This window comes from Bradyrhizobium sp. AZCC 2289 (assembly GCF_036924615.1).
Taxonomy (GTDB): Bacteria; Pseudomonadota; Alphaproteobacteria; order Rhizobiales; family Xanthobacteraceae; genus Bradyrhizobium.
Map to the genome: position 1 here is coordinate 6,790,221 of NZ_JAZHRY010000001.1, position 22,788 is coordinate 6,813,008.

Annotated in this window: 21 protein-coding genes; 15 read left to right on the top strand and 6 right to left on the bottom strand. The window is 63.6% G+C overall.

What is annotated here, in order from left to right; all coding sequences use genetic code 11:
• Entirely contained in the window at positions 1-627 is a 627-nt protein-coding gene (locus V1289_RS32270) for a hypothetical protein (RefSeq protein ID WP_334402049.1), read from the top strand.
• A gap of 162 nt (positions 628-789) precedes the next feature.
• On the top strand, positions 790-1,419 hold the full coding sequence (locus V1289_RS32275; protein ID WP_334402051.1) for a hypothetical protein: 630 nt from the start codon (positions 790-792) through the stop codon (positions 1,417-1,419).
• Positions 1,420-1,587: 168 nt separating this feature from the next.
• On the opposite strand, the gene V1289_RS32280 is transcribed toward V1289_RS32275, so the two are convergent.
• Positions 1,588-2,724, bottom strand: coding sequence for an alpha-hydroxy acid oxidase (locus V1289_RS32280; RefSeq protein WP_334402053.1), 1,137 nt, complete (start codon positions 2,722-2,724; stop codon positions 1,588-1,590).
• 109 nt (positions 2,725-2,833) lie between these two features.
• Here V1289_RS32280 and V1289_RS32285 point away from each other — a divergent pair, with 109 nt between their 5' ends.
• From V1289_RS32285 to V1289_RS32330, 10 genes are all read left to right on the top strand, one after another.
• Positions 2,834-3,025 (top strand): hypothetical protein, encoded by a 192-nt coding sequence (locus V1289_RS32285; RefSeq protein WP_309182661.1) that lies wholly within the window; start codon positions 2,834-2,836, stop codon positions 3,023-3,025.
• A gap of 224 nt (positions 3,026-3,249) precedes the next feature.
• Complete coding sequence (gene glmM, locus V1289_RS32290) at positions 3,250-4,596, top strand: phosphoglucosamine mutase (protein WP_334402055.1); 1,347 nt, start codon at positions 3,250-3,252, stop codon at positions 4,594-4,596.
• A gap of 94 nt (positions 4,597-4,690) precedes the next feature.
• Complete coding sequence (locus tag V1289_RS32295) at positions 4,691-5,950, top strand: MFS transporter (protein WP_334402057.1); 1,260 nt, start codon at positions 4,691-4,693, stop codon at positions 5,948-5,950.
• 262 nt (positions 5,951-6,212) lie between these two features.
• Positions 6,213-7,067 carry an outer membrane beta-barrel protein gene (locus tag V1289_RS32300; protein WP_334402059.1) on the top strand — a complete coding sequence of 285 codons (855 nt, stop codon included), beginning with the start codon at positions 6,213-6,215 and terminating at the stop codon, positions 7,065-7,067.
• Between the two features lie 233 nt (positions 7,068-7,300).
• Positions 7,301-8,179 (top strand): outer membrane protein, encoded by an 879-nt coding sequence (locus tag V1289_RS32305; RefSeq protein ID WP_334402061.1) that lies wholly within the window; start codon positions 7,301-7,303, stop codon positions 8,177-8,179.
• Between the two features lie 68 nt (positions 8,180-8,247).
• Positions 8,248-8,838 carry a glutathione S-transferase family protein gene (locus V1289_RS32310; RefSeq protein WP_334402063.1) on the top strand — a complete coding sequence of 197 codons (591 nt, stop codon included), beginning with the start codon at positions 8,248-8,250 and terminating at the stop codon, positions 8,836-8,838.
• Between the two features lie 18 nt (positions 8,839-8,856).
• On the top strand, positions 8,857-9,327 hold the full coding sequence (locus V1289_RS32315; protein ID WP_334402065.1) for a GNAT family N-acetyltransferase: 471 nt from the start codon (positions 8,857-8,859) through the stop codon (positions 9,325-9,327).
• A gap of 267 nt (positions 9,328-9,594) precedes the next feature.
• Complete coding sequence (locus tag V1289_RS32320; protein ID WP_334402067.1) at positions 9,595-10,767, top strand: phosphoserine transaminase; 1,173 nt, start codon at positions 9,595-9,597, stop codon at positions 10,765-10,767.
• Between the two features lie 150 nt (positions 10,768-10,917).
• Complete coding sequence (gene serA / locus V1289_RS32325) at positions 10,918-12,507, top strand: phosphoglycerate dehydrogenase (protein ID WP_334402069.1); 1,590 nt, start codon at positions 10,918-10,920, stop codon at positions 12,505-12,507.
• 267 nt (positions 12,508-12,774) lie between these two features.
• Complete coding sequence (locus V1289_RS32330) at positions 12,775-14,439, top strand: mucoidy inhibitor MuiA family protein (RefSeq protein WP_334402070.1); 1,665 nt, start codon at positions 12,775-12,777, stop codon at positions 14,437-14,439.
• Between the two features lie 188 nt (positions 14,440-14,627).
• Here the strand turns inward: V1289_RS32330 and V1289_RS32335 are convergent, their stop codons facing one another.
• Complete coding sequence (locus V1289_RS32335; protein WP_334402072.1) at positions 14,628-15,599, bottom strand: MBL fold metallo-hydrolase; 972 nt, start codon at positions 15,597-15,599, stop codon at positions 14,628-14,630.
• Between the two features lie 124 nt (positions 15,600-15,723).
• Positions 15,724-16,767, bottom strand: a complete 1,044-nt coding sequence (locus V1289_RS32340) for a C-terminal binding protein (protein WP_334402074.1) — start codon at positions 16,765-16,767, stop codon at positions 15,724-15,726.
• Between the two features lie 240 nt (positions 16,768-17,007).
• Here V1289_RS32340 and V1289_RS32345 point away from each other — a divergent pair, with 240 nt between their 5' ends.
• Entirely contained in the window at positions 17,008-18,693 is a 1,686-nt protein-coding gene (locus V1289_RS32345; protein WP_334402076.1) for a methyl-accepting chemotaxis protein, read from the top strand.
• Positions 18,694-18,831: 138 nt separating this feature from the next.
• On the opposite strand, the gene V1289_RS32350 is transcribed toward V1289_RS32345, so the two are convergent.
• Positions 18,832-19,776, bottom strand: a complete 945-nt coding sequence (locus V1289_RS32350; RefSeq protein WP_334402078.1) for a DMT family transporter — start codon at positions 19,774-19,776, stop codon at positions 18,832-18,834.
• Positions 19,777-19,875: 99 nt separating this feature from the next.
• On the opposite strand from V1289_RS32350, the gene V1289_RS32355 reads away from it, so the two are divergent.
• The gene (locus tag V1289_RS32355) at positions 19,876-20,277 is read left to right on the top strand and encodes a DUF1330 domain-containing protein (RefSeq protein WP_334402080.1); all 402 of its coding nucleotides are present in this window, start codon (positions 19,876-19,878) and stop codon (positions 20,275-20,277) included.
• On the opposite strand, the gene V1289_RS32360 is transcribed toward V1289_RS32355, so the two are convergent.
• A complete protein-coding gene (locus V1289_RS32360) occupies positions 20,274-20,882 on the bottom strand; it encodes a TetR/AcrR family transcriptional regulator (protein WP_334402082.1) in 609 nt (202 codons plus the stop codon). The genes V1289_RS32355 and V1289_RS32360 overlap by 4 nt on opposite strands.
• A 72-nt stretch (positions 20,883-20,954) precedes the next feature.
• Here V1289_RS32360 and V1289_RS32365 point away from each other — a divergent pair, with 72 nt between their 5' ends.
• Positions 20,955-21,359 carry a hypothetical protein gene (locus tag V1289_RS32365; protein ID WP_334402084.1) on the top strand — a complete coding sequence of 135 codons (405 nt, stop codon included), beginning with the start codon at positions 20,955-20,957 and terminating at the stop codon, positions 21,357-21,359.
• Between the two features lie 164 nt (positions 21,360-21,523).
• On the opposite strand, the gene V1289_RS32370 is transcribed toward V1289_RS32365, so the two are convergent.
• Positions 21,524-22,723, bottom strand: coding sequence for an alpha-hydroxy acid oxidase (locus V1289_RS32370; protein ID WP_442896209.1), 1,200 nt, complete (start codon positions 22,721-22,723; stop codon positions 21,524-21,526).
• Positions 22,724-22,788 lie beyond the last annotated feature (65 nt).

Consider the following 22,788-nt stretch of genomic DNA (forward strand, 5'->3'; position numbering starts at 1 on the left):
ATGCCTTCCCATCGTTCCACCCTCATTCGCCCGCTCGTCGCCGTCGCAATGGTCGCCGCCTCGACGCTTTATGCGATCGCCCAGCAGCCGCCGACGCCGTCGCGGGTTCGCGGCACCATCGAAGGCGTCGACGGCGACGTGCTGTCGGTCAAGTCGCGCAGCGGCGAGGACGTCAAGCTGCACATGACCAGCGACGTGCAGGTGGTGGGGATCACTAAAATTTCGCTGTCCGATATCAAGGTCGGCTCCTTCATCGGCACCACCACTGTGCCCGGACCGGACGGCAGCCAGAACGCGGTCGAGGTGCATGTGTTCCCGGAAGCCATGCGCGGCACCGGCGAGGGCTCGCGGCCCTACGATCTGCGTCCCAACAGCACCATGACCAATGCGACGGTGGATCAGTCCGTGGTCGGCAATGACGGTCACACGCTGTTGATCAAATACAAGGACGGCGAGAAGAAAGTCCTGGTGTCCGCGGAAACGCCGGTTGTGACCTATGTCGCCGCCGACAAATCCGACCTCAAGGCCGGCGCCAAGGTGATCGCGTTCATGAAAAAGCTGCCGGACGGCTCGTTCGAGACCAACCGCGTCAGCGTCGGCCGCGACGGGCTGACGCCGCCGATGTGACGCAATGTGTCATTCCGGGGCGTGCGCTAGCACGAGCCCGGATCGAGATTCCGGGTCTGGTCCTTCGGACCATCCCGGAATGACGAGAGCCGCACGGGAATAGGTACTCGCTCCCGGTGTTTGCGGGGGATGGATCGCTGAAACCGCCTTGGGAGGAACACCATGCCGACGATTTCTTCGCTGCTGCCGCGCGTGCTCGCGGCGTCGCTGATATCTGCTGTTCTGTTGGGAACGGCGGCCTGGGCGCAACAACCGCCGCCGGTTCGCATTCGCGGCACCATCGAGGCCGTCGATGGCGCCATGCTGTCAATCAAGTCGCGCGAAGGCACCGACATGAAGGTCCGCATGACCGACAATGTCGCGGTGTTCGGCGTCGCCAAGACCGCGCTGTCGGAAATCAAGGAGGGTTCCTATATCGGCGTCACCGCGATGCCGGAGCCCGACGGCACCCAGAAGGCGGTCGCTGTTCATATCTTCCCCGAGAATCAGCGCGGCGCCGCCGAAGGCTTCCGGCCCTGGGATCAGCGCCCGGGCAGCACCATGACCAACGCCACCGTCGCCCAGACGGTCAAGGGCACCGACGGTCAGAACATCCTGGTCAAGTACAAGGACGGCGAGAAGAAAGTCGTGGTGCCGCCGGACACGCCGGTCGTCACCTTCGTCGCCGGCGACAAGTCCGAGATAAAGCCCGGCGCCAAGATCATCATCTTCGGCGCGGTGAAGAAGGACGACGGCGTGCTCGAAGCCAACCGCGTCAATGTCGGCCGCGACGGGATCACGCCGCCGATGTGATCTTTCTTACCCTCTCCCCTTGTGGGAGAGGGTGGCGCCTCACGAAGTGAGGCGACGGGTGAGGGGTCTGTCTCCGCGGATAGAGACCCCTCATCCGGCGCGGACTGCATCCGCGCCACCTTCTCCCACAAGGGGAGAAGGGGAAGTAAGCCGGGACGACGATAGAAATCAAACCGCAATCACCCGATCGTCGATCTCGGCGATGGTGTTGACGCCGCACAGGCCCATGGTCGTGGTGAGTTCTTTGGCGAGCAGGTCGATCGCCTTGGCGACGCCGGCCTCGCCGGCGGCGCCGAGCCCGTAGGCATAGGCGCGGCCGATCATGCAGGACTTCGCGCCGAGCGCCAGCGCGCGCATCACGTCCATGCCGGTGCGGATGCCGCCGTCGAACATGATCTCGATCTTGGAGCCGACCGCGTCGACGATTTCAGGCAGCGCCTCGATCGACGACGGCGCGCCGTCGAGCTGGCGGCCGCCATGGTTGGAAACCACCAGCGCCTGCGCGCCGGTCTTGGCTGCGATCTCGGCATCCTCCACGTCCAGAATGCCCTTCAGGATCAGCTTGCCCGGCCAGATGCTGCGGATCCAGTCGATATCCTTCCAGTTCAGCGAAGTGTCGAACTGCGACGCGGTCCATTCCGACAGTTTGGTGAGATCCTCGGTGCCTTTGACATGGCCGACGATGTTGCCGAAGCTGCGGCGCTTGCCGCGCAGCACGCCGGCGACCCATGAGGGTTTGCTTGCGAAGTCGAGCAGCTTCGACAGCGACCATTCCGGCGGCACCGTCATGCCGTTCTTGATGTCCTGGTGCCGCTGCCCGATCACCTGCAGGTCGACGGTCAACACCAGCGCGCTGCATTTGGCGGCGATCGCGCGCTCGATCAGGGATTTGATGAAGCCGCGGTCCTTCATCACGTAAAGCTGGAACCAGAATGGCTTGTCGACGGAGGCCGCGATATCCTCGATCGAACAGATCGACATCGTGCTCTGGGTGAACGGAATGCCGGCGGCCTGCGCGGCGCGGCAGGCGTGAATCTCGCCATCGCCATGCTGCATGCCGAGTAGCCCGACCGGCGCCAGGATCAGTGGCATTTTCGAAGGTTCGCCGAGGATCGTGGTCGACAGATCGCGCTTCGAGACGTCGACCAGGATGCGCTGGCGGAACTTGATCTGCTGGAGATCGTCGTGGTTGGCGCGCAGCGTGTCTTCGGTATAGGAGCCGCGATCCGCATAATCGAAGAATGCCTTCGGCACGCGGCGCTTGTGCAGCTGCCGCAGATCCTCAATGCAGGTAATATGCTTCATGGACGTCCCGGCCCTTCTTGTATTTCTTCACTGGCTTGTCATCTAGCATGGTTGGTCCACGAGCCAAATCGCGCGCCTTGCGTAGCCATGCAAGCCGGGAGGACATCCAATGACCGGACCAATTTCCGTTTCCAAAGCCGCCAAGGGAGCCCGAAAGGAAACTGAAAAGGACGCCGAAAAGCGCCAGCTGGACGACGCCCTGGAGGAGGGGCTGGAGGAGACTTTTCCGGGCTCGGACCCTGTCAATGTCACCCAGCCGCCGCCGTCGAAGGGCGACCATCACGTCAAGCGCAGGGGGTAGTACTTGAGGGGTAGATGCCCGCGACGGCTCGCCGCAGCGCGGGTTTTCCTTATTTTACAATGCGTTAGGTGCAAACCTTGCCATTATCAGGCGGTAATGATTCATCATATTTTTTGAAGTCATTTTAGCGCCTGAGGGACTATAAGGCCTCTGCACGCTATGATGGTGGGCGTTCGAGGCTTCTTGCCGGGACGGCTTGGGAAGTCTTGAAGCTTGGGGGATACATGAGCCGCAAATATTTCGGTACCGACGGGATTCGGGGCCGTGCCAATGGGCTGATCACGCCGGAGCTCGCGCTCAAGGTGGGGCAGGCGGCAGGGCTGGTGTTTCAACGCGGCGACCATCGCCATCGTGTCGTGATAGGCAAGGATACGCGCCTCTCCGGCTACATGATCGAATACGCGATGGTTGCCGGCTTCACCTCGGTCGGCATGGACGTGCTGCTGCTCGGCCCGATGCCGACGCCGGCGGTTGCGATGCTGACCAAGTCGATGCGCGCCGATCTCGGCGTGATGATTTCCGCCTCCCACAATCTGTTCGAGGACAACGGCATCAAGCTGTTCGGTCCGCAGGGCTTTAAATTGTCCGACGACGTCGAGCGGCAGATCGAGCAGCTGCTCGACGAGCCGATCGACCGCCGCCTGTCGCAAAGCGCGAGTCTCGGGCGCGCCCGCCGGATCGACGGCGTCCACGACCGCTACATCGAATTCGCCAAGCGCACGCTGCCGCGCGACATCAGCCTCGACGGCCTGCGCGTGGTGATCGATTGCGCGCACGGCGCGGCCTACAAGGTGGTGCCGGAAGCGCTGTGGGAGCTCGGCGCGGATGTCGTCGCCATCGGGGTCGAGCCGGATGGATTCAACATCAACAAGGAATGCGGATCGACCTCGCCGGAGGCGCTGAGCCGCAAGGTGCGCGAGATGCGCGCCGACATCGGCATCGCGCTCGACGGCGACGCCGATCGCGTCATCCTCGTCGATGAGCGCGGGCATGTGGTCGATGGCGACCAGTTGCTCGCGGTGATCGCGCAAAGCTGGAAGGAAGACGGCCGGCTCTCGCGGCCGGGGGTTGTCTCCACCGTGATGTCGAATCTCGGGCTTGAGCGTTTCCTGCAAGGGCACGGCATCGAGATGGTGCGCACGCCGGTCGGCGACCGCTATGTGCTCGAGCAGATGTTGAGCGGCGGCTACAATCTCGGCGGCGAACCGTCGGGTCACATTATTTTGTCGGACTACGCCACCACCGGCGATGGCTTCGTGGCCGCGCTGCAGGTGCTTGCGGTGGTGCAAAAACTCCGGCGCCCGGTATCGGAGGTCTGTCATCGCTTCGATCCATTGCCGCAGATTCTGAAGAACGTACGCTACCGCAGCGGCAAGCCGCTTGACGATGCCGAAGTGAAGTCGGCGATTGTCGACGGCGAAAATCGGCTCAACGGCCATGGCCGGCTCCTGGTCCGCTCGTCCGGCACCGAGCCCGTGATCCGCGTGATGGGTGAGGGCGACGACCGCATCCTGGTCGAGGAAGTGGTCGACCACATCGTCTCGGCGCTCGGCCAGGCCGCGGCGGCCTGAGCGCATCGCTGCCATCGGCTAATGGTGCTGGTCGCAGCCGCGCCTGCGGCGTAGGAAATATGCACCGCTGTCGAATCTTTCCGGGAATTTTGCCGTGAACAAGCCCGTCGTCGTCTCCGAGCAGGCACCGGTCGCGCCGGTGCTGATGCCGGACGCGACGCCCGGCTTCGCCGTCAAGGCGGCCGCGGCGGAGCCGGCCTATGTCGTGCTGGCGGGAATCAGTTTTTCGCATTTCCTCAACGACACCATGCAGTCGCTGATCGCGTCGGTCTATCCGATCCTGAAGGACAATTACGCGCTGGACTTCGCGCAGATCGGCTTGATCACGCTGGCGTTCCAGTTCACGGCATCGCTGCTGCAGCCGCTGGTCGGGCATTTCACCGACAAGAAGGCGCAGCCGTTTTCGCTCGCCATCGGCATGGGCTTCACGTTTTTCGGCCTGCTGCTGCTGAGCGTCGCGCACGCCTACGGCGTCATCCTGATCGCGGCGGCGTTGGTCGGGCTGGGGTCGGCGGTGTTCCATCCGGAGTCGGCGCGGATCGCCCGCCTTGCTTCGGGCGGGCGCTATGGTTTCGCGCAATCGGTGTTCCAGCTCGGCGGCAGCTTCGGCACCTCGATGGGGCCGGTGCTGGCGGCATTGATCGTGGTGCCGTTCGGCCAGCCCTCGATCGCCTGGTTTTCATCGATTGCGTTCCTGGCGATCGTCATCCTGTGGCGGATCGGCGTCTGGTACCGGCCGCAGATCGCGACCCGGAAGCTTGCGACGGTCGAGCGGCATCCGGACGCGCCGGACCAGCGGCGGGTCAGAACCGCGCTCGTCGTGCTGGTCGCGCTGCTGTTCTCCAAGCAGCTCTACGTGTCGAGCCTGTCGAGCTATTACATCTTCTATCTGATCGACAAGTTCGGCGTCTCGACCCAGGCCGCCCAGCTCTATCTGTTCGTCTTCCTCGCCGCCAACGCGGCGGGCGCGTTCTTCGGCGGCCCGCTCGGCGACCGGTTCGGCCGCAAATACGTCATCTGGTTCTCGATCCTCGGCGCGCTGCCGTTCACGCTGGCGCTGCCCTATGCAGGCTTGTTCACCGGCGCGGTGCTCACCGTGTTCATCGGCCTGATCCTGTCGTCGGCGACGTCATCGATCATCGTGTTCGCGCAGGAACTGATGCCGCACCGCTTCGGCATGATCTCCGGGGTGTTCTTCGGCGTCGCCTTCGGTATCGGCGGACTGGGTGCGGCGGTGCTCGGCAAGCTCGCCGACCACACCGGCATCGCCTTCGTCTATCAGATCTGCGCCTTCCTGCCGGCGCTCGGGCTGCTCGCGGTGTTCCTGCCGAAGATGCCCAAATCCCTGCGTTAAGCCCGCGCGCCGGCGCGGGCTCTCCTTCGTTACGGGCTATATTTTATCAACACATCGTTAGGATGTATGGCGGTTTCGGCATTTTGCGTGCTGCAAAATGCATCAATTCCGCGGCGCAAACGCATCGCGCGAAAAAATCCTCACGGATTATCAACCTTAAAAATTAGGGTTAAGTGCCGCTTAAACATTTAGTGCCATCGTCCGGCCGTGGGTTTTTCGATGTGAGGCTTTGTCTGCCTCACCGGCCAAAAGGACGAAGCCAATGCGTAGCGTTAAGTTCCTCATTGCCGCTGGCGCGGCATCCCTGTTGTCGTCGGTCGCGTTCGCAGCCGACATGCCGATCGCAGTTCCTTATGCACCGCCGGTCGTTGAAGACTTCGGCGGTTGGTATCTGCGCGGCGATATCGGGATGACCAACCAGCAATTCAAGAGTCTGCACAGCGCGAGCATCGATGCGGTCAACGCCAGCTTCCCCGGCGCGCTCCAGGATCATGGGTTCGGCTGGGACAGTTCGACGATGTTTGGCCTCGGCGTCGGTTACAGGTTCAACAATTGGTTCCGGGGCGACATCACCGGCGAATATCGCGGCAAGGCCAATTTCCACGGCTCCCAAAACCTTCCCTTGAATGCGGCGTTTGCCGGTTTCAGCGTGGCCGACAACTACACGGCAAGCAAATCGGAGTGGGTCGTCATGGCCAACGCCTATGTCGATCTCGGCACGTGGTGGTGCGTGACGCCCTTTATCGGTGCCGGCGTTGGCGCGTCGCGCAACTCTATCAGCGGCTTCCGCGACGATGGCGTTAGCTTGTTCACCGGGCTGGGTACTTCGCCGTCAACGACCTACGCCGCCGACTCGTCGAAATGGAATTTTGCATGGGCGTTGCATGCAGGCCTCGGCTACCAGGTCACACGCAACGTGACCATCGAACTCGCTTATCGGTACATGAACCTGGGTGATTTCAAAACCGGCCCGACGAATTCCTTCGACGGCGTCACGGTCGTGAACGGCAGTCCGTTCACCATCAAGGACGTCACGTCGCATGACGTGAAGCTCGGGGTGCGCTGGAATTTCGAGAGCGCGCCTGTGTACGCGCCGCCGCTGGTGCGCAAGGGCTAACAAGGGTTAATTCCACCCTTGATCGGTTAACGATTGCAGACGGCGCGGGGATTTTCCCGCGCCGTTTCGCTTTTGCGGCCGGTGCGTCGCAGTTTTCCGATCACATCGCGGCAATCGTTGCCTGCGACAACCATTGGTTAAGGTTAACGAGCGATGATCGGCGCCAAGTCCAGTGTGTCGATGGGAGTGTTGCGATGCGTAGGTTTCTGTTGGCGGTTGGGATGTGCGGAGCGGTGACCGGTGCGCATGCGGCCGATTTTCCCGACCTGCCCATTCTTCGCGGGGGATTGACCGACGGGCTGAGCAGTTCCCGGCACAACTGGGATGGCTGGTACGTCGGCGGTCAGATTGACTATACCTCCGCCGATATGGATTTCAGTCATGCTCCGAAATCACTGACGAACTTTATGCTGCGCAACAGCGTGTTGCAGGACCCGGTCTCGCAATGGGTTTCGCTCTCCAAGAACCACGCCCAGGCGAACGGCTTCGGCGCTTTCGTGGGCCGCAACTATCAGTTCAGCGATGTCGTGTTGGGCGTCGAGGCCAACTACAACTACATGAATAATCTCTCGAGCTCGTCCACCGATTCCCTCCGTCGCCTGATTGTCGATCCGGCCGGCGAAAACCCTCCGGCGGGTCATACCCACACGTATGACACCACCCTCTCAGGAAGCGCGGCGTTGCAGATCAAGGACGTCGTGACGTTTCGAGGGCGAGCGGGTTGGGCCGCCGGTGACTTCCTTCCCTACATGTTCGGCGGTTTGGCCGTCGGGCGCGTGCAGGCGTCGCGGTCGGCCACGGTTTCCTACAACAAATTCGATGACTACGACACCACGACGCAAACGTTCGTCGGGCTGGACGGTTTTGGAAATCCGATCTTTACGAACACCACCACGCACCACACGGACTTTCTGGGCTCCTCCACGAAAACCCAATCCGACGTGCGAAACAACAGTTTCGTGGCGGGCTGGACCGCCGGCCTCGGATTGGAATACTGCCTGTGGGATAGCGTGTTCCTGCGCGGGGAGTGGGAGTATGTCCGCTTCGTCTCGGTCAAGGACATCTCGTTCAGCACGAATAATCTGCGCTTTGGCGTCGGGTACAAGTTCTAGCCCTCCGCGCCTTGACAGGCATCCGCACCGCTGGTCCGATGCCGCTCCCGCCCGGGAGCGTGCGATCGATGAAAATCTACGGCGATACCAATTCGGGCAATTGCCTGAAGGTGAAATGGGTCTGCGACAAGCTCGCGCTGCCCTATAGCTGGATTGCCGTCGACACGCTTAAGCGCGAGACGCGCACCGCCGAGTTTCTCAAGCTCAACAGCGCGGGGCAGGTGCCGACCGTCGATTTCGAGGACGGCCGCACGCTGGCGCAGTCCAACGCTATCATTCGATATCTCGCGCGCGGCAGCGATCTCATTCCCGCCGATGACTTCGCGCAGGCCAGGATGGACGAGTGGCTGTTCTGGGAACAATACAGCCATGAGCCCTATATCGCCGTCTGCCGTTTCCAGATGCTCTATCTCGGCCAGCCGGCCTCCGATCTCGATCCGGACAAGGTCAAGCGCGGCTACGCGGCGCTGGCGCGGATGGAGCACCAGCTCGCCATCACGCCGTTCCTGGTCGGAAACGCGATTTCGCTCGCCGACATTTCGCTGCTGGCCTATACGCGCGTGGCGCATGAAGGCGGCTTTCATCTCGACGGCTATGCCGCGGTGCGCCGCTGGATCGGCGAGACCGAGAAATCGCTCGGGCTGCCGCCCGCCCGCTGAATCTTACCGGAAAATTTCATGGCACCGATCTCGCAGGTCACCATCCGCCGCGCCCGCCGCGATGACGTCGGCATCATCATCAAAATGCTGGCGGACGATCCGCTCGGCAGCGCGCGGGAGCGGCTCGAAGATCCGCTGCCGGATTGCTATTTCAAGGCGTTCGAGCAGGTCGAGCGCGATCCGAACCTCCAGCTCATGGTCGCCGTGGACGGCGAGGGGGCCGTCGTCGGCTGCCTGCAGCTCTGCATCCTGCCGGGACTGAGCTCGCAGGGCGCCTCGCGCGCGCTGATCGAGGACGTTCGCGTCGCCAGTCGTTGCCGCAGCCGCGGCATCGGCGAACAGCTGGTGCAATGGGCCGTCGCCGAGGCGCGCGCCAAAGGCTGCAAGCTGGTCGAACTGCTCACCCACCAGACGCGCGTCGATGCGCAACGGTTTTACGAGCGGCTCGGATTCGGGCGGAGCCATGTCGGCATGACCTTGAGATTCTGAAGCTTTGTCCGCGCGCAAAGTTGCGCGGCGGCTTCGGCAAATCCTTGAGGTAGTTCTCGCTCTCTAGCGCGGTCGGTGCCGCAGGTCAGCGGCGCCGCATCAACCCGTTGTGATCCCCGGGTCATGTCCGATCCCCAGAGATCACACTGATTTCCGGGGCGTACCGGATACCTCCGAAGCTCCTTGACGACTCCAGTCGTTTCCCTTATGCACCGCGGCGGGACACCTCCCCCCAACGGGGAGGCTTACTATCTGGAAGGATAGATTATGACTGTAGCGAAGCCCGCTTCGCGGCCCAATGTGCCGCATTTCTCCTCCGGCCCCTGTGCCAAGCGCCCTGGCTGGAACCCCGAAAATCTCAAAGACGCAGCCCTTGGCCGTTCGCATCGCGCGAAGATCGGTAAAGCGAAGCTCAAGCTCGCGATCGAACTGACGCGCGAAGTGCTTGAAGTGCCCGCCGATTACAGAATAGGCATCGTGCCGGCCTCCGATACCGGCGCGGTCGAGATGGCGCTGTGGTCGCTGCTCGGCGCGCGGCCCGTCACCACCATCGCCTGGGAATCCTTCGGCGAGGGCTGGGTCAGCGATATCGTCAAGGAACTGAAGCTCAAGGACGTCACCAAGCTGCATGCCGGCTATGGCGAGATTCCCGATCTCAGCAAGGTCGATCAGGCGTCCGACGTCGTCTTCACCTGGAACGGCACCACTTCGGGCGTGCGTGTGCCGAACGCGGACTGGATCAAGTCCGACCGCGAGGGCCTCACCATTTGCGACGCGACTTCCGCCGCGTTCGCGCAAGCCCTCGACTGGCAAAAACTCGATGTCATCACCTTCTCCTGGCAGAAGGCGCTGGGCGGCGAAGCCGCGCACGGCATGCTGGTGCTGTCGCCCCGCGCGGTGGCGCGGCTCGAGAGCTACAAGCCGGCCTGGCCGCTGCCAAAAATTTTCCGCATGACCAAGGCCGGCAAGCTCAACGAAGGCATTTTCGAAGGCGAGACCATCAACACGCCGTCGATGCTGTGCGTCGAAGACTATCTCGATGCGCTGAACTGGGCGAAATCGGTCGGCGGCCTCAAGGCGCTGATCGCGCGCGCCGACGCCAACACCAAGGTGCTGGCCGACTGGAAGGCGAAGACGCCGTGGATCGATTTCCTGGCGAAGGATCCGGCGATCCGGTCCAACACCTCGGTGTGTATGAAGGTGACCGATCCCGCGATCACGTCGCTCTCCGCCGACGCGCAGGCGGATTTCTCCAAGAAGCTGGTCGCGCTCGTGGAGAAGGAAGGCGCCGGTTACGATTTCGCGCATTACCGCGATGCACCGGCGGGCTTGCGGATCTGGTGCGGCGCCACCGTGGAAGCCAACGACGTCGCGCTGCTGACGCAGTGGATCGACTGGGCTTTTGCCGAGATGAAGTCGTCGCTCGCAAAGGCGGCGTAAGTAGCGTCATCCCATCATCGTCATGGCCCGGCTTGACCCGGCCATCCATCCAAAAGATGGACCCGCGGGTCTCTAGTGCGAAGACGTGCTTCGCACTTTCGCCCGCGGGTGACGACAGCAAATGCATCGTCCAGCAACGGATCAACACCAATGTCCAAACCCAAAGTTCTCATTTCCGACGCGCTTTCGCCCGCCGCCGTGCAGATCTTCAAGGATCGCGGCATCGAGGTCGACTTCCAGCCCAATCTCGGCAAGGACAAGGACAAGCTCGCCGAGATCATCGGCGATTATGACGGGCTGGCGATCCGCTCCGCCACCAAGGCGACCGCGAAAATCCTGGAAAAGGCGAAGAAGCTGAAGGTGATCGGCCGCGCCGGCATCGGCGTCGACAATGTCGAGATTCCGGCCGCCACCGCCAGGGGCATCATCGTGATGAACACGCCGTTCGGCAATTCGATCACGACCGCCGAACATGCCATCACCCTGATGCTGGCCTTGGCGCGCGAAATTCCGCAGGCCGACGCCTCGACGCAAGCCGGCAAATGGGAGAAGAACCGCTTCATGGGCGTCGAGATTACCGCCAAGACGCTCGGCGTGGTCGGCTGCGGCAATATCGGCTCGATCGTCGCCGACCGTGCGCTCGGCCTGCGCATGAAGGTGATCGCGTTCGATCCGTTCCTGTCGCCGGAACGCGCCAAGGACATCGGCGTGGAGAAGGTCGAACTCGACGATCTGCTCAAGCGCGCCGATTTCATCACGCTGCACACGCCGCTGACCGAGAAGACCAAAAACATCATCGACGCCGCGGCGCTGGCGAAAATGAAGCAGGGCGTGCGCATCGTCAACTGCGCCCGCGGCGGACTGGTCGACGAGCAGGCGCTGGTCGATGCGCTGAACTCGAAGCATGTCGCCGGCGCTGCCTTCGACGTGTTCGTCGAGGAGCCGGCGACCAAGAACGTGCTGTTCGGCCATCCCAACGTGATCTGCACGCCGCATCTCGGCGCTGCCACCACCGAAGCGCAGGAGAACGTCGCACTTCAGGTCGCCGAGCAGATGTCCGACTATCTCCTGACCGGCGCGATCTCCAACGCGGTGAACTTCCCCTCGATCACCGCGGAAGAGGCGCCGAAGCTGAAGCCGTTCATTGCACTGGCCGAAAAGCTCGGCTCGTTCGCCGGCCAGCTCACCGAAACCGGAATCCTGAAAGTCCAGATCACCTATGAGGGCCATGTCGCCGAGATGAAGATCAAGGCGATCACCTCGGCGGTACTGTCGGGCCTGCTGCGGCCGATGCTGGGCGAGGTCAACGTGGTCTCGGCGCCGGTGGTGGCCAAGGAGCGCGGCATGGTGGTGGACGAGATCGTCCGCGCCGCGCAGAGCGACTATGAAAGCCTGATCACGGTCGCCGTCACCACCGAGCGGCAGGAACGGGCGGTGTCCGGCACCGTCTATCACGACGGCAAGCCGCGGCTGGTCGACATCAAGGGCATCCGGGTCGATGCCGAGTTCGGCAAGTCGATGATCTATGTCACCAATGAGGACAAACCGGGATTCATCGGCGCGTTCGCGAGCCTGCTCGGCGATGCCAAGATCAACATCGCGACCTTCCATCTCGGCCGGCACAAGCAGGGCGGTGACGCCATCGCGTTGGTCGAAGTCGACGGCGCGGTACCCGCTGACGTGCTTGCCAAGGTGCAGGGACTGCCGCAGGTCAAGCAGGCCAAGGCTTTAGTATTCTAGAGCCGCTGGTGTTTTGAGGCGCGGCTGGTGTTTTAAGCCGCGGCGAATTCACCCTCTCCTCCAGGGGAGGGTGAGATACTTCGCGCCCCGACGGTTTTCTCGACCGCGTCATTCCGCGCCGCGGCCGCCCCCGCGCTGCCTTGGCGGCGCCTTACGGTTACCTCAATCGAACCAGTTCCTTGATCGCAGCGTCTCATCACAGGCGGTGGTGCGACTTTTACGCGTCCGGTGCCACCGGGGCGGCCAGAGATTTGCGGGAGGGAATTGATGCGAACGATTGCGAACAGTCTTGTCACGACCAGTCTGGTCGTTGTGGCCGCCTTGGCCACGGTGCCGGCGCGGGCGGCCGATGTCGACGCCAGCTCGGCGGTCGATGCCGTCACGGTCTATCCCGATGGCGCCAGCGTCACACGGCTCATCACGCTCGATCTCCCCTCCGGCGACAACACGCTGGTCGCAAAAGATTTCCCACTGACGCTGGATCCGTCCTCGCTGCGGGTCGAGGGCGAGGCGGGTGCAAAGCTCACGATCGGCGCCATCGACACCAGGCCGCCGCGCGCGGCGCCGCCGGTCAATCTGCCGGAACTCGACAAGCGCATCGAAGCGTTGAAGGACGAGCGCGCCAATCTCGATGGTGCGATCAATGCCGCCACCGCGCGCCGCAAGTTTGCCGAGCGATTTGCTGAAACCTCGCCGGCCGGGCTCGGCGAGAAGGGCGAGGCGCGTCCGATCGCCGAATGGCGCGCGGCTTTTGCCGCGGTCGCCGACGAAGTCGCAAGCGCGGACAGCGCGATCCGCGACGCCGAGCGCAAGCAGCGCGACATCGACCGCGACATCGCGCGGCTGGAATCCGATCGCGCGCAGAAGCCGCCGCGCAAGCTCGAGGTCCGGATCGATCTTGCGACTGCTGCCGCGACCAGGGCGACGCTGCGGGTGACCTACACCGTGCGCAACGCGCGCTGGGCGCCGCTGTACGACGCAAGGCTCGACACCGGCGCGAAGGACCGCAAGCCCGCGCTCGAACTGGTGCGGCGCGCCGAAATCACCCAGAGCACCGGCGAGGACTGGTCGAATGTCGCGCTCGCCGTTTCCACCGTCCGGACCGCACGCGGCGGCAGCGCGCCCGAGCTGAATTCGCTGATCGTGCAATATCCGCAACCGCCGCGGCCGATGGGTGCGGTGAGCTCGCTCTCGGATGCAAAACTTCGCGCGATGCCGGCGCCGATGCCGGAGTCGGCGGCGCCCGAGCAAGGCGGGAAACGAGCCGACGAGCAGCAGGCGGTGGCTGAAGTCGGCGGCTTCCAGGTGATGTTCAAAATTTCGGGCCGCGTCAGCGTCGGCGCCAGCGAGGGCGCCAAGAGCCTGCTTGTGTCGACCGCGACCATTGCGCCCGAACTAGCGGTCCGCGCGGTGCCGGTCACGGATCCCACCGCGTTTCTCGAGGCAAGTTTCAAGCAAGGCGAGGACGCGCCGCTGCTGCCGGGCCGGGTCGCGATCTATCGCGACGGCGTATTCGTCGGCCGCGGCCAGATGGCGGGTGCCGGCAAGGACGAGATGGTGCGGCTCGGCTTCGGCGCCGACGACAAGGTCAAGATCGAACGCTCCGTCGTCAGGCGCAACGAGGGTTCGGCAGGCCTGATCGTGACGACGTCGAAGACCGACGAACGTTCGTTCAAGACCAGCGTGCGCAACGGCCATGACTTCCCGATCAAAATTGCGATCGAGGATCAGTTGCCGGCCAGCGAGAACGAGGACATCGTGGTCGAGATGCTGCCGGCGACGACGGCGCCGACCGCGACCAATCTGCGCGACAAACGCGGCGTGCTCGAATGGGCTTTCGAGGTCAAGCCCGGCGAGGTCAGGGATATCGCATTCGCTTGGCGCGTGCGCTGGCCCAAGGACAAGGCCGTGATCATGACCCCGGCCGGCTGACAGGTGCGGCCACCGGCCGCATCGTTTGCGGCAGCAGGAACGGCACGCCACGGTCGGCAAAAATCGATCGTGACGTCGACCTCGAATATTTTCCGGATGGTCTCGGTCGTCATCGCCTTTGCGCGGTCGCCTTCAGCGTGCCGGTGGCGTTCTCGATCAGGTGAAGTCGCAGACGGCGAGGTCCGGGCTCACACGCCCTCGTAGACCAATCGGGTGAAATAGCCGGGATCGATCACGAACTGGCCCCATATGGCGTCGAATGCGGCTGTCGGCTTGGCCGCGACCGCCTCATCCCGTGTCCTCCCCTGCTGCTTCAGCCTGGCGACGTTATCCCTGATCGCAACCAGCATGTCGCGAAACGCCTGCAATTCGCCTTTGTTGCTGACGGGCCGTCCATGGCCGGGAATGATGATGGTGTCGTTCGCGACCGCGGCGAGATTGGCGTCGGATGCCGCGATCATGCCGTCGATGCTGCCGCCGGTCGAATAATCGATGAACGGATAGATTCCATTCCAGAAGGTGTCGCCGACGTGAACGACGCTGGCCTCGGCAAACGTAACGGAGATATCGCTGTCGGTATGCGCAGGCCCGTAATATCTGAGGCCGATCGAGGCGCCATTGAGCTTCAGACTGTGATCTTTTGCAAAGACCTCGCTGGGGATCGCGCCGCTTGCAGCGGGCAGGAAATTATAGTCCCAGTCCTCGACCCGCTGAATTTCCGAGAGATGTTTGCGGGTGTTGTCTTGCGCGATGATCTTGGCGCCTTCCGAATGCAGCCATTCGTTGCCGTCGGCATGATCGAAGTGCCAATGGGTGTTGATCAAATGTGAGATCGGTTCGGCGCCGAGCGCGGCGAGTGCCTGGGTGAGGCGGGCGCGGGACACGCCGATGCCGGCGTCGACCATCACCTTGCCGTCCGGCCCGGTGAGGACGGCGATATTGCCGCCGGAGCCTTCAAGTACGCTGATGTTGTTTCGCAATTTGTAGGTGGTGATGGGCGATGCCGCGGCGCTGTCCTTGATCAGGCTGACGAGGCCCCGCGCTTCCGCAAATGCCTGGCGGGGCGTCAGCCATCCGGCGGTGGCGGCGTAGGCCGCGCCACCGACGCAGCAAAGGCAAAAGCGCCGCCGCGACAACAAAAGCTCTCGTGAAGATCTCATGACATCCTCGCTTTTGCCAGCGAGGGTCCGTCTACCCGGACGGCGCCCCTCATCCATCAGATTACCAGACCTCCGCAAAGGCAGTAAGATCGCGGCGGTCAGAGCCCTATTCCTTCACCGCGCGCTAACTGTTCGGACCGCGATCCATGCTGACGGGCTGCCAGCGTCGAAGCGCGGTGTTTTGCAGCACCGACGGGTTGACGCAGCTGACCGGCCACATGCCTGACAGTACCAGTGACAATTCGTAGCCGACGCGGCGCTTGCGTGCCTCGTCGAAACGCGCCGAGGCCGAGGCGACATGGGCGGTCAGCGTCACGTTTTCCATGGAGAGCATCGGATTGTTGTGCGACGGCGGTTCCGTCTCCAGCACGTCGAGCGCGGCATGCGCGATCCAGCCTTCCTGCAAGGCCTTGATCAGTGCTTCCTCGTCCACGGTGGCGCCGCGGCCGGTATTGATGAAGACGGCGCTCTTCTTCATTTGCCGAAAATGCTTTTCGCCGAGCATGTGATGCACCTCCGGCCGCGCCGGCGCATGCATCGACAGGAAATCGGACTGCGACAGCACCTCCGACAGGGTCGCCGGGATCACGCCATGGTCTGAAATCAGCGTCTCCTGGATGAAGGGATCGTAGGCCATCATGCGAAGCCCGAACGGTGCGGCGCGTTTGGCGACCGCGCGTGCCACCCGGCCGAACGAGATGAAGCCGAGCGTTTGTCCCATCAGCCGCGGGATCTTCAGCAGCGCCGGGCGGCCCTCGGACCACCGGCCGGTGCGGACCATCTTGTCCTGCTCAACGAGGCGGCGGAAGCCGGAGAGCAGCAGCATCATGGCGTGGTCGGCGACTTCCTCAATGAAAGTATCGGGGATGTTGGTGACGGGGATGCCGCGCGCGGTAGCGGCCTTGACGTCGACGCTGTCGACGCCGACGCTGCCGAGCGTGATGACCTTGCAGTTTTCCAGGGCGTCGATGACGGTTTTCGTGATCCGCATGCCCTTGGCGTAGATCGCGTCGGCGGTTTTGGCCGCGGCGATGAACTCGGCCTCATTGGCCGGCGCCTCGACGATCTCGGCGCCGATCGGGTCGAGCGCCTCCTTTTCATAGTCGTAGCCGCCGCCGGCGACCGTGAAGCTTGCGCCTTTCGGCGTCACCACCCTGAATTTCGACATTTCCTGCTCCCGATTTGATGTTTCGGTGTTGGTTGGTGCAGCAGTTCGCCGCCGCCCTCATCTTATTACGCGACCTCACCGGCTTTCTCTACAATCGCCGGTTGCTTGAAGCCATGATTGTTTTTTCCTCGTCCGGACTTCTACTGAGATCGATCGTAAGGAAGCGCTAAAGGGTCTCACGATAGCGTGAGGTGAATCAATCCACCAATCGCATCGCGCGCGCCAATTCCCGGAGACCCCGTGAAGCTGACCAACCTCAAGATCACCCCCAAACTCGGCATTTTGGTGGGCGTGACGCTGCTCGGCCTCTGCATTGCAGGCGCGCTCGCAGGCTATTTGATGCAGCGGGAGATGCTGAACGCGCGCATCGACCAGACCAGGTCGATGGTCGAAATGGTCCGCAACCTGGGCACAAGCTACAAGAAGCAGGTCGATGCCGGCCAGATGACCAAGGAAGCCGCGATCGCCGAATTCAGCAAGCGCGCCAACGCGATGACCTACGACAACGGCGCCGGCTACATTTTTGGCACCTCCTATGACGGCATCACCATGATGGCGCCCGATCCAAAGCAGGTCGGGACCAACCGCATGGACGTCGTGACCAATGGCCGGATACTCTCCCGCGAGTTGATGGAAGGCGTCAAGGCCAGGGGCGAAATCCTTCTGCCCTATGAATATGTGAAACCCGGCCAGGAAAAGCCGATCCGCAAGATCGGCTATGCCGTCGCCGTCCCCGGCCTGGACATGTATCTCGGCACTGGCGCCTATCTCGACGACCTCGATGCCAAGCTGGCGCCGATCGCGTGGCTGCTCGGCCTCGCCATTCTCGGCATCGCCGTGATCTCCGGCAGCATTGCCTGGGTGATCGGCCGCAGCATCTCAAGGCCGCTCGGTATGCTCGGCACCCGCATGCAGGCGCTGGCCGACGGCAAACTGGACGGCGAGATTCCCGGTATCGGGCGCGGCGACGAGGTCGGCGCGATGGCGGCAACGGTTCAGATCTTCAAGGACAGCGCGGTGCGGATCCGCGGACTCGAGGAAGCCGAGGCGGCGACGCAGGCGCGGGCCGCGGCCGAGCGCCGCACCGCGATGGAGAATATCGCCAGCGACTTCGAGCGCAGCGTCAACGGCATCGTCCGCTCGGTGTCGACCGCCGCGGCGGGCATGCAGACCACCGCGCAGTCGATGACCGCTACCGCGAGCGCCGCGAGCGCGCGCGCCGCGACGGTTGGTGCTGCCTCCGAGAGTTCATCGAACAATGTCGGAACGGTCGCGGCCGCAGCCGAAGAGCTTTCGAGCTCGGTGACCGAGATTTCCCGGCAGGTGGCGCGCTCGAGCGAGATCGCCAGCAAGGCGGTCGGCGATGCCGAACGCACCAATGCCACCGTTGGCGCCCTGTCCACCGGCGCCGAGAAGATCGGCGAGGTGGTCAAGCTGATCCACTCGATCGCCGCCCAAACCAACCTGCTGGCGCTCAATGCCACCATCGAAGCGGCGCGCGCCGGTGAATCCGGCCGCGGCTTTGCGGTCGTGGCCTCCGAAGTGAAGGCGCTGGCCAACCAGACCGCGAAAGCGACCGAGGAAATCTCGGCGCAGGTGGCGGCGATGCAGGCTTCCACCAGCGAGGCGGTGGCCTCGATCGGCGGCATCACCGAGACCATCGCGCAGATGAGCGAGATCACCCTCAGCATCTCGACCGCGGTCGACCAGCAGGGCGACGCCACCCGCGAGATCGCGCGCAATATCCAGTCGGTCGCGGCCGGGTCCAGCGAGATCAGCGCTCACATCGGCGGCGTCACGTCGGCGGCGTCGGCCACCGGCAAGGCGGCAACCGAAGTGCTCTCGAATGCTCGCGAACTCGACAACCAGTCCGGCATGCTGCGCAACGCGGTCGACGAATTCCTGGTCAAGGTCCGCGCCGCGTAAGCGGAAGTATCGTGCCCCGGGCGCGGCGCAGCACGAAGTGGTGCGCTGCCGAACCGGGGCCCATGGTAGCTGGGTCCCGGCTCTGCGGAGCAGCGTAAGAACGCTGCGCCGCGTCCGGGACACGTCAGTCGAGACCCATCAATCGATCCGTACTTTCGCCGAACCCTGTCTTGACGCGATCACGACGCCGGCGAGCACCAGCGCATAGCCGACCAGATGAAACAGCCGTGGCTGTTCGCCGAGCAGCAGGATTGCCATCGCCGAGCCGAACACCGGCACCAGATGGAAGAACGGCGCGGCGCGGTTCGGGCCGATCAGGGCTATGCCGCGGTTGAAGAACAGATAGGCCAGCGTCGAGGGAAAGATCAGCACATAGGCCAGCGTCGCCAGCGTCAGGAAATCGAATTTCAGCACCGCCCCGGTCGAATATTCCCAGACCGCAAACGGCAGCAGCATCAGCGCACCGCAAAAGGTGGTGAAGGAAATCAGCGATAGCTGATGCGTCACCGGCCGGCGCGGCATCAGCGCCGAATAGAGCGCGAACGACACCAGCGAGGCGCCGAACATCACATCTCCCTTGTTGAAGGCGATGCCGGCGAGCGCACCAAAATCGCCGCGCAGGAGGATGGTCAACACGCCGGCAAGCGAGATCGCGATGCCGGCGAGTTGGGCGCCGGTCAGCCGCACGCCGAACAGGATCAGCGACCACAGCGCCACGAACAGCGGACCCGACGACTGGATCAGAAGCGCGTTCAGCGCCTGGGTATATTGCATGGCCCAGTACGAAATCGCGTTGTTGAAGGCAAATCCGATCGCCGACAGGAACAGCATCAGCGGCAGATGGGCGCGCAGCACCTGCCAGTCGCGCTTGAGGTGCGGCCAGGCGAACGGCAGCAGGATCAGGAAGACGCCGAACCAGCGGATCGTGGTCAGCGTGATCGGCGGCAAATGGTCGCCGACATGGCGCGCCAGTACGATATTGCCGGCCCAGAACAGCGAAGTCAGGCTCAGCAGCAGATAGGGCTGGTTGTTGAGCCACCGGATCGGATCGCGGACGGGTGGCGTGGGTGCGGGATTGCTCATTGTCTTGCGCCGAGTTGTGCCGGATTTTTGCCGCGAGACAAGTCCCGCACATGCAATGCTACAATGTCCTGAATTCGCGAATGCTGTCAGGAGCGCGTCATGGGCGTGGATTTGTTGAACATCAAGGGGCTGAAGGAGATCGAGCATCGAGGGCCGGTCGTGATGGTGAACCTGATGCGGTTTCACGCGCGCTCGCTCGACGGCGACGGCTCGGGCTGGGACGCGTATTTGCGTTACAGCGCGCTGACCGTGCCGATGATCAAGGCGCGAGGCGGCACGCTGTTGTGGACCGGCGACGCCAAGGCGGTCGCACTCGGCGAGCGGGACGGCAATCAATGGGATTATGTCGCGCTGGTGTATTACCCGACCGTCGCTGACTTCATCGACATGATGACGTCTTCGGATTACGAAAATCGCTGCGACTTGCATCGCCGCAACGGTTGCGCCGAACACGTGATCATCGCGACGGCGGAGGCGTACAGCAAGTTCAAGATCGGCTAAGACGCCAGCGGCTGCAGCGCCGCACGGCAGGCCGACTGCACGAGATGGCAGACGTCGTCCACCGAGCGGCCGGGGCTTAGCATCGCGAACATGGCGTAGCTTGTGATCGCAAAGATCGTGTCGACGGCGTCCTGTCGCGCGCGGCGCGATGCGGCTTTTCCGGCGATGCGGTCGACAAGGACCCGGACGCCCCTTCGCCGCCGCTCGTTGCGGTCGATCAGCGCGCTTGCGAATTCGGGATCGGTCGCCATGGCTTCATGGAGCCGGCCGACGGCGGGGTCCCGGTTCCAGAAAGCGCAGAAGATTTCGACCAGGCGGTCCAGCGCCGCATGCGGGTCGGCGATCGCCATCGCGCCGGCGATCCCTTCAAGACCGCCCTGGCGCGCGATTTCGTCGAACACGGCTTCCAGCAATCCCCGTCGCGACCCGAACTGATTGTAGACCGTCAGCCGCGTCACGCCGGCCGCCTTCGCCACATTGTCCAGCGAGAAGCTCGAAATGCTCGCATCCTCGCGCAGCGTCCTGGCCGCCGCCTCGATGACGCGGTCGCGCTTTTCCGCCGCGGCCGCGGTCCGAACGGAACTCACATAGGCGCGTCGTCGCATCCGCCATCCTTTTGACTAATTAAATATACATGGTGTATATCTAATTACAACGACCATTCCGAAAGCGGTGTCATGCAGATCGTACTCATCATAGCCTTGTCCCTTCACGTGTTGTCATCGGTGTTCTGGGCGGGATCGAGCTTTGCGCTGGCGCGAACCGGCGGTGTCGGCGGCGAGCAGCTGTTCCGGCCGCAAATGGGGGCGGCGGTGATCGCGGTCCTGACCGGTGGCTATCTCGGCCATCTGGTCCATGAGGGGACATTCGGTACACCTGAGAAAATCCTTGCGATCGGCGCCGTCGCCGCGCTGGTCGCTGCCGGTGTGCAAGGCTTGATCGCGGGCCGTGCGATCAGAAGCCTGCGCAGCGGGACCGCCGACGAGGCCGCCGCACGCTCACGCATCGCGACGGCCCAGCGCCTTGCCGCGGCGCTGCTCGCGGTGACCGCTATCTGCATGGGAGCCGCGCGCTATGCGTGAGCGCGTGGCAGGTTAGAACGCATTCCTGTTGCGTCGCCCGTGGCCTCGTGGTTCGAGACGCGCGGCGTTGCCGCGCTCCTCACCATGAGGGTCCAAGACCTCATCCTGAGGAGCACGCGTCAGCGTGCGTCTCGAAGAATGAAGCCGCCGGACTGGAGAATGCGTCAAAACTTCCGGACCAGGTCCGGCGTGATCTCGCCGATGCTGCGAATGCCGAGCAGGGCCAGGTCGCGGTCGATCTCGGCGTGGAGCAGGTTGATGGCGCGCTGCACGCCCGCTTCGCCGCCGGCGATCGCCGCGTAAAGAAACGGCCGGCCGACCCAGACGAAATCGGCGCCGAGCGCCAGTGCCTTGATCACGTCGGTGCCGCGGCGGATGCCGCCGTCGAGCATCACCGTCATGCCGTTGGCAAGCGCGGCGATCTCCGGCAGGGTGCGCAACGCCGACATCGCGTAGTCGAGCTGGCGGCCGCCATGGTTGGAGACCATCACGCCGTCGACGCCGCTCTCGCGCGCGATGCGCGCGTCCGCGGGCGAGACAATTCCCTTGACCACGAGCTTGCCGGTCCAGCGCTTGCGGATCAGTTCGACATGCTTCCAGGCAAGCTGGTCGCGATGGCCGATATTGCGCATCAGGTTTTTCGACAGCACCGGCGGGCCGCGCTTGGCGTCCATGTTCTCGAAATGCGGCATGCCGTGATTGATCACGGTGCGCGCCCAGGTGCCGAACAGCCAATGCGGGTGCGTGACCGTATCCCAGGCCACCTGCGGCGTGATCGCGAGCGGCACCTGAAAGCCGTTGCGGATGTTGTTCTCGCGGTTCGGCGGCACCGGCACGTCGGCGGTGACGACGAAGGTGTCGTAGCCGGCCGCGGCAACGCGATCGACCAGCGGTTCGATGCGCGCGGGCAGGCCCGTCAGATAGGCCTGGTACCAGGCGGAAGGATTCTCGCGGCGCACATCCTCCAGCGTAATCAGCGAGGAGGCCGAGAGGATCATCGGCAAATTGGTTGCCGCGGCGGCGCGGGTCAGCACGATGTCGCCGCGATAGGCGCACAGCGCCGACGAGCCCATTGGCGGAATGCCGAACGGGGAGGCATAGGTCTTGCCGAACAGGGTCGTGGTCTGGTCACGGCCGGAGACGTCGTTGAGCACGCGCGGCACGAAGCCGTATTCATCGAAGGCTTTTCGGTTGTCGCGCATTGCAGCGTCGGTCTCGGCGCCGCCGGAGACGTAGCCGTACAGGAATTTCGGCAGTCGCCGCCGCGCCGTCGCCTCGAAATCGTCGAGCGAAAGATAGCGCTTCAGGGCGCGCGGAACCGCGCTCCTGGCGCGATTCACGATGGCTGGCGGATCGGATGTCACAGTGGTTTTGTCGAGGGTTTTGTCGAGCACGTCGGGCGCTTTCGTTATTTTTGTTTGTTGGTAGC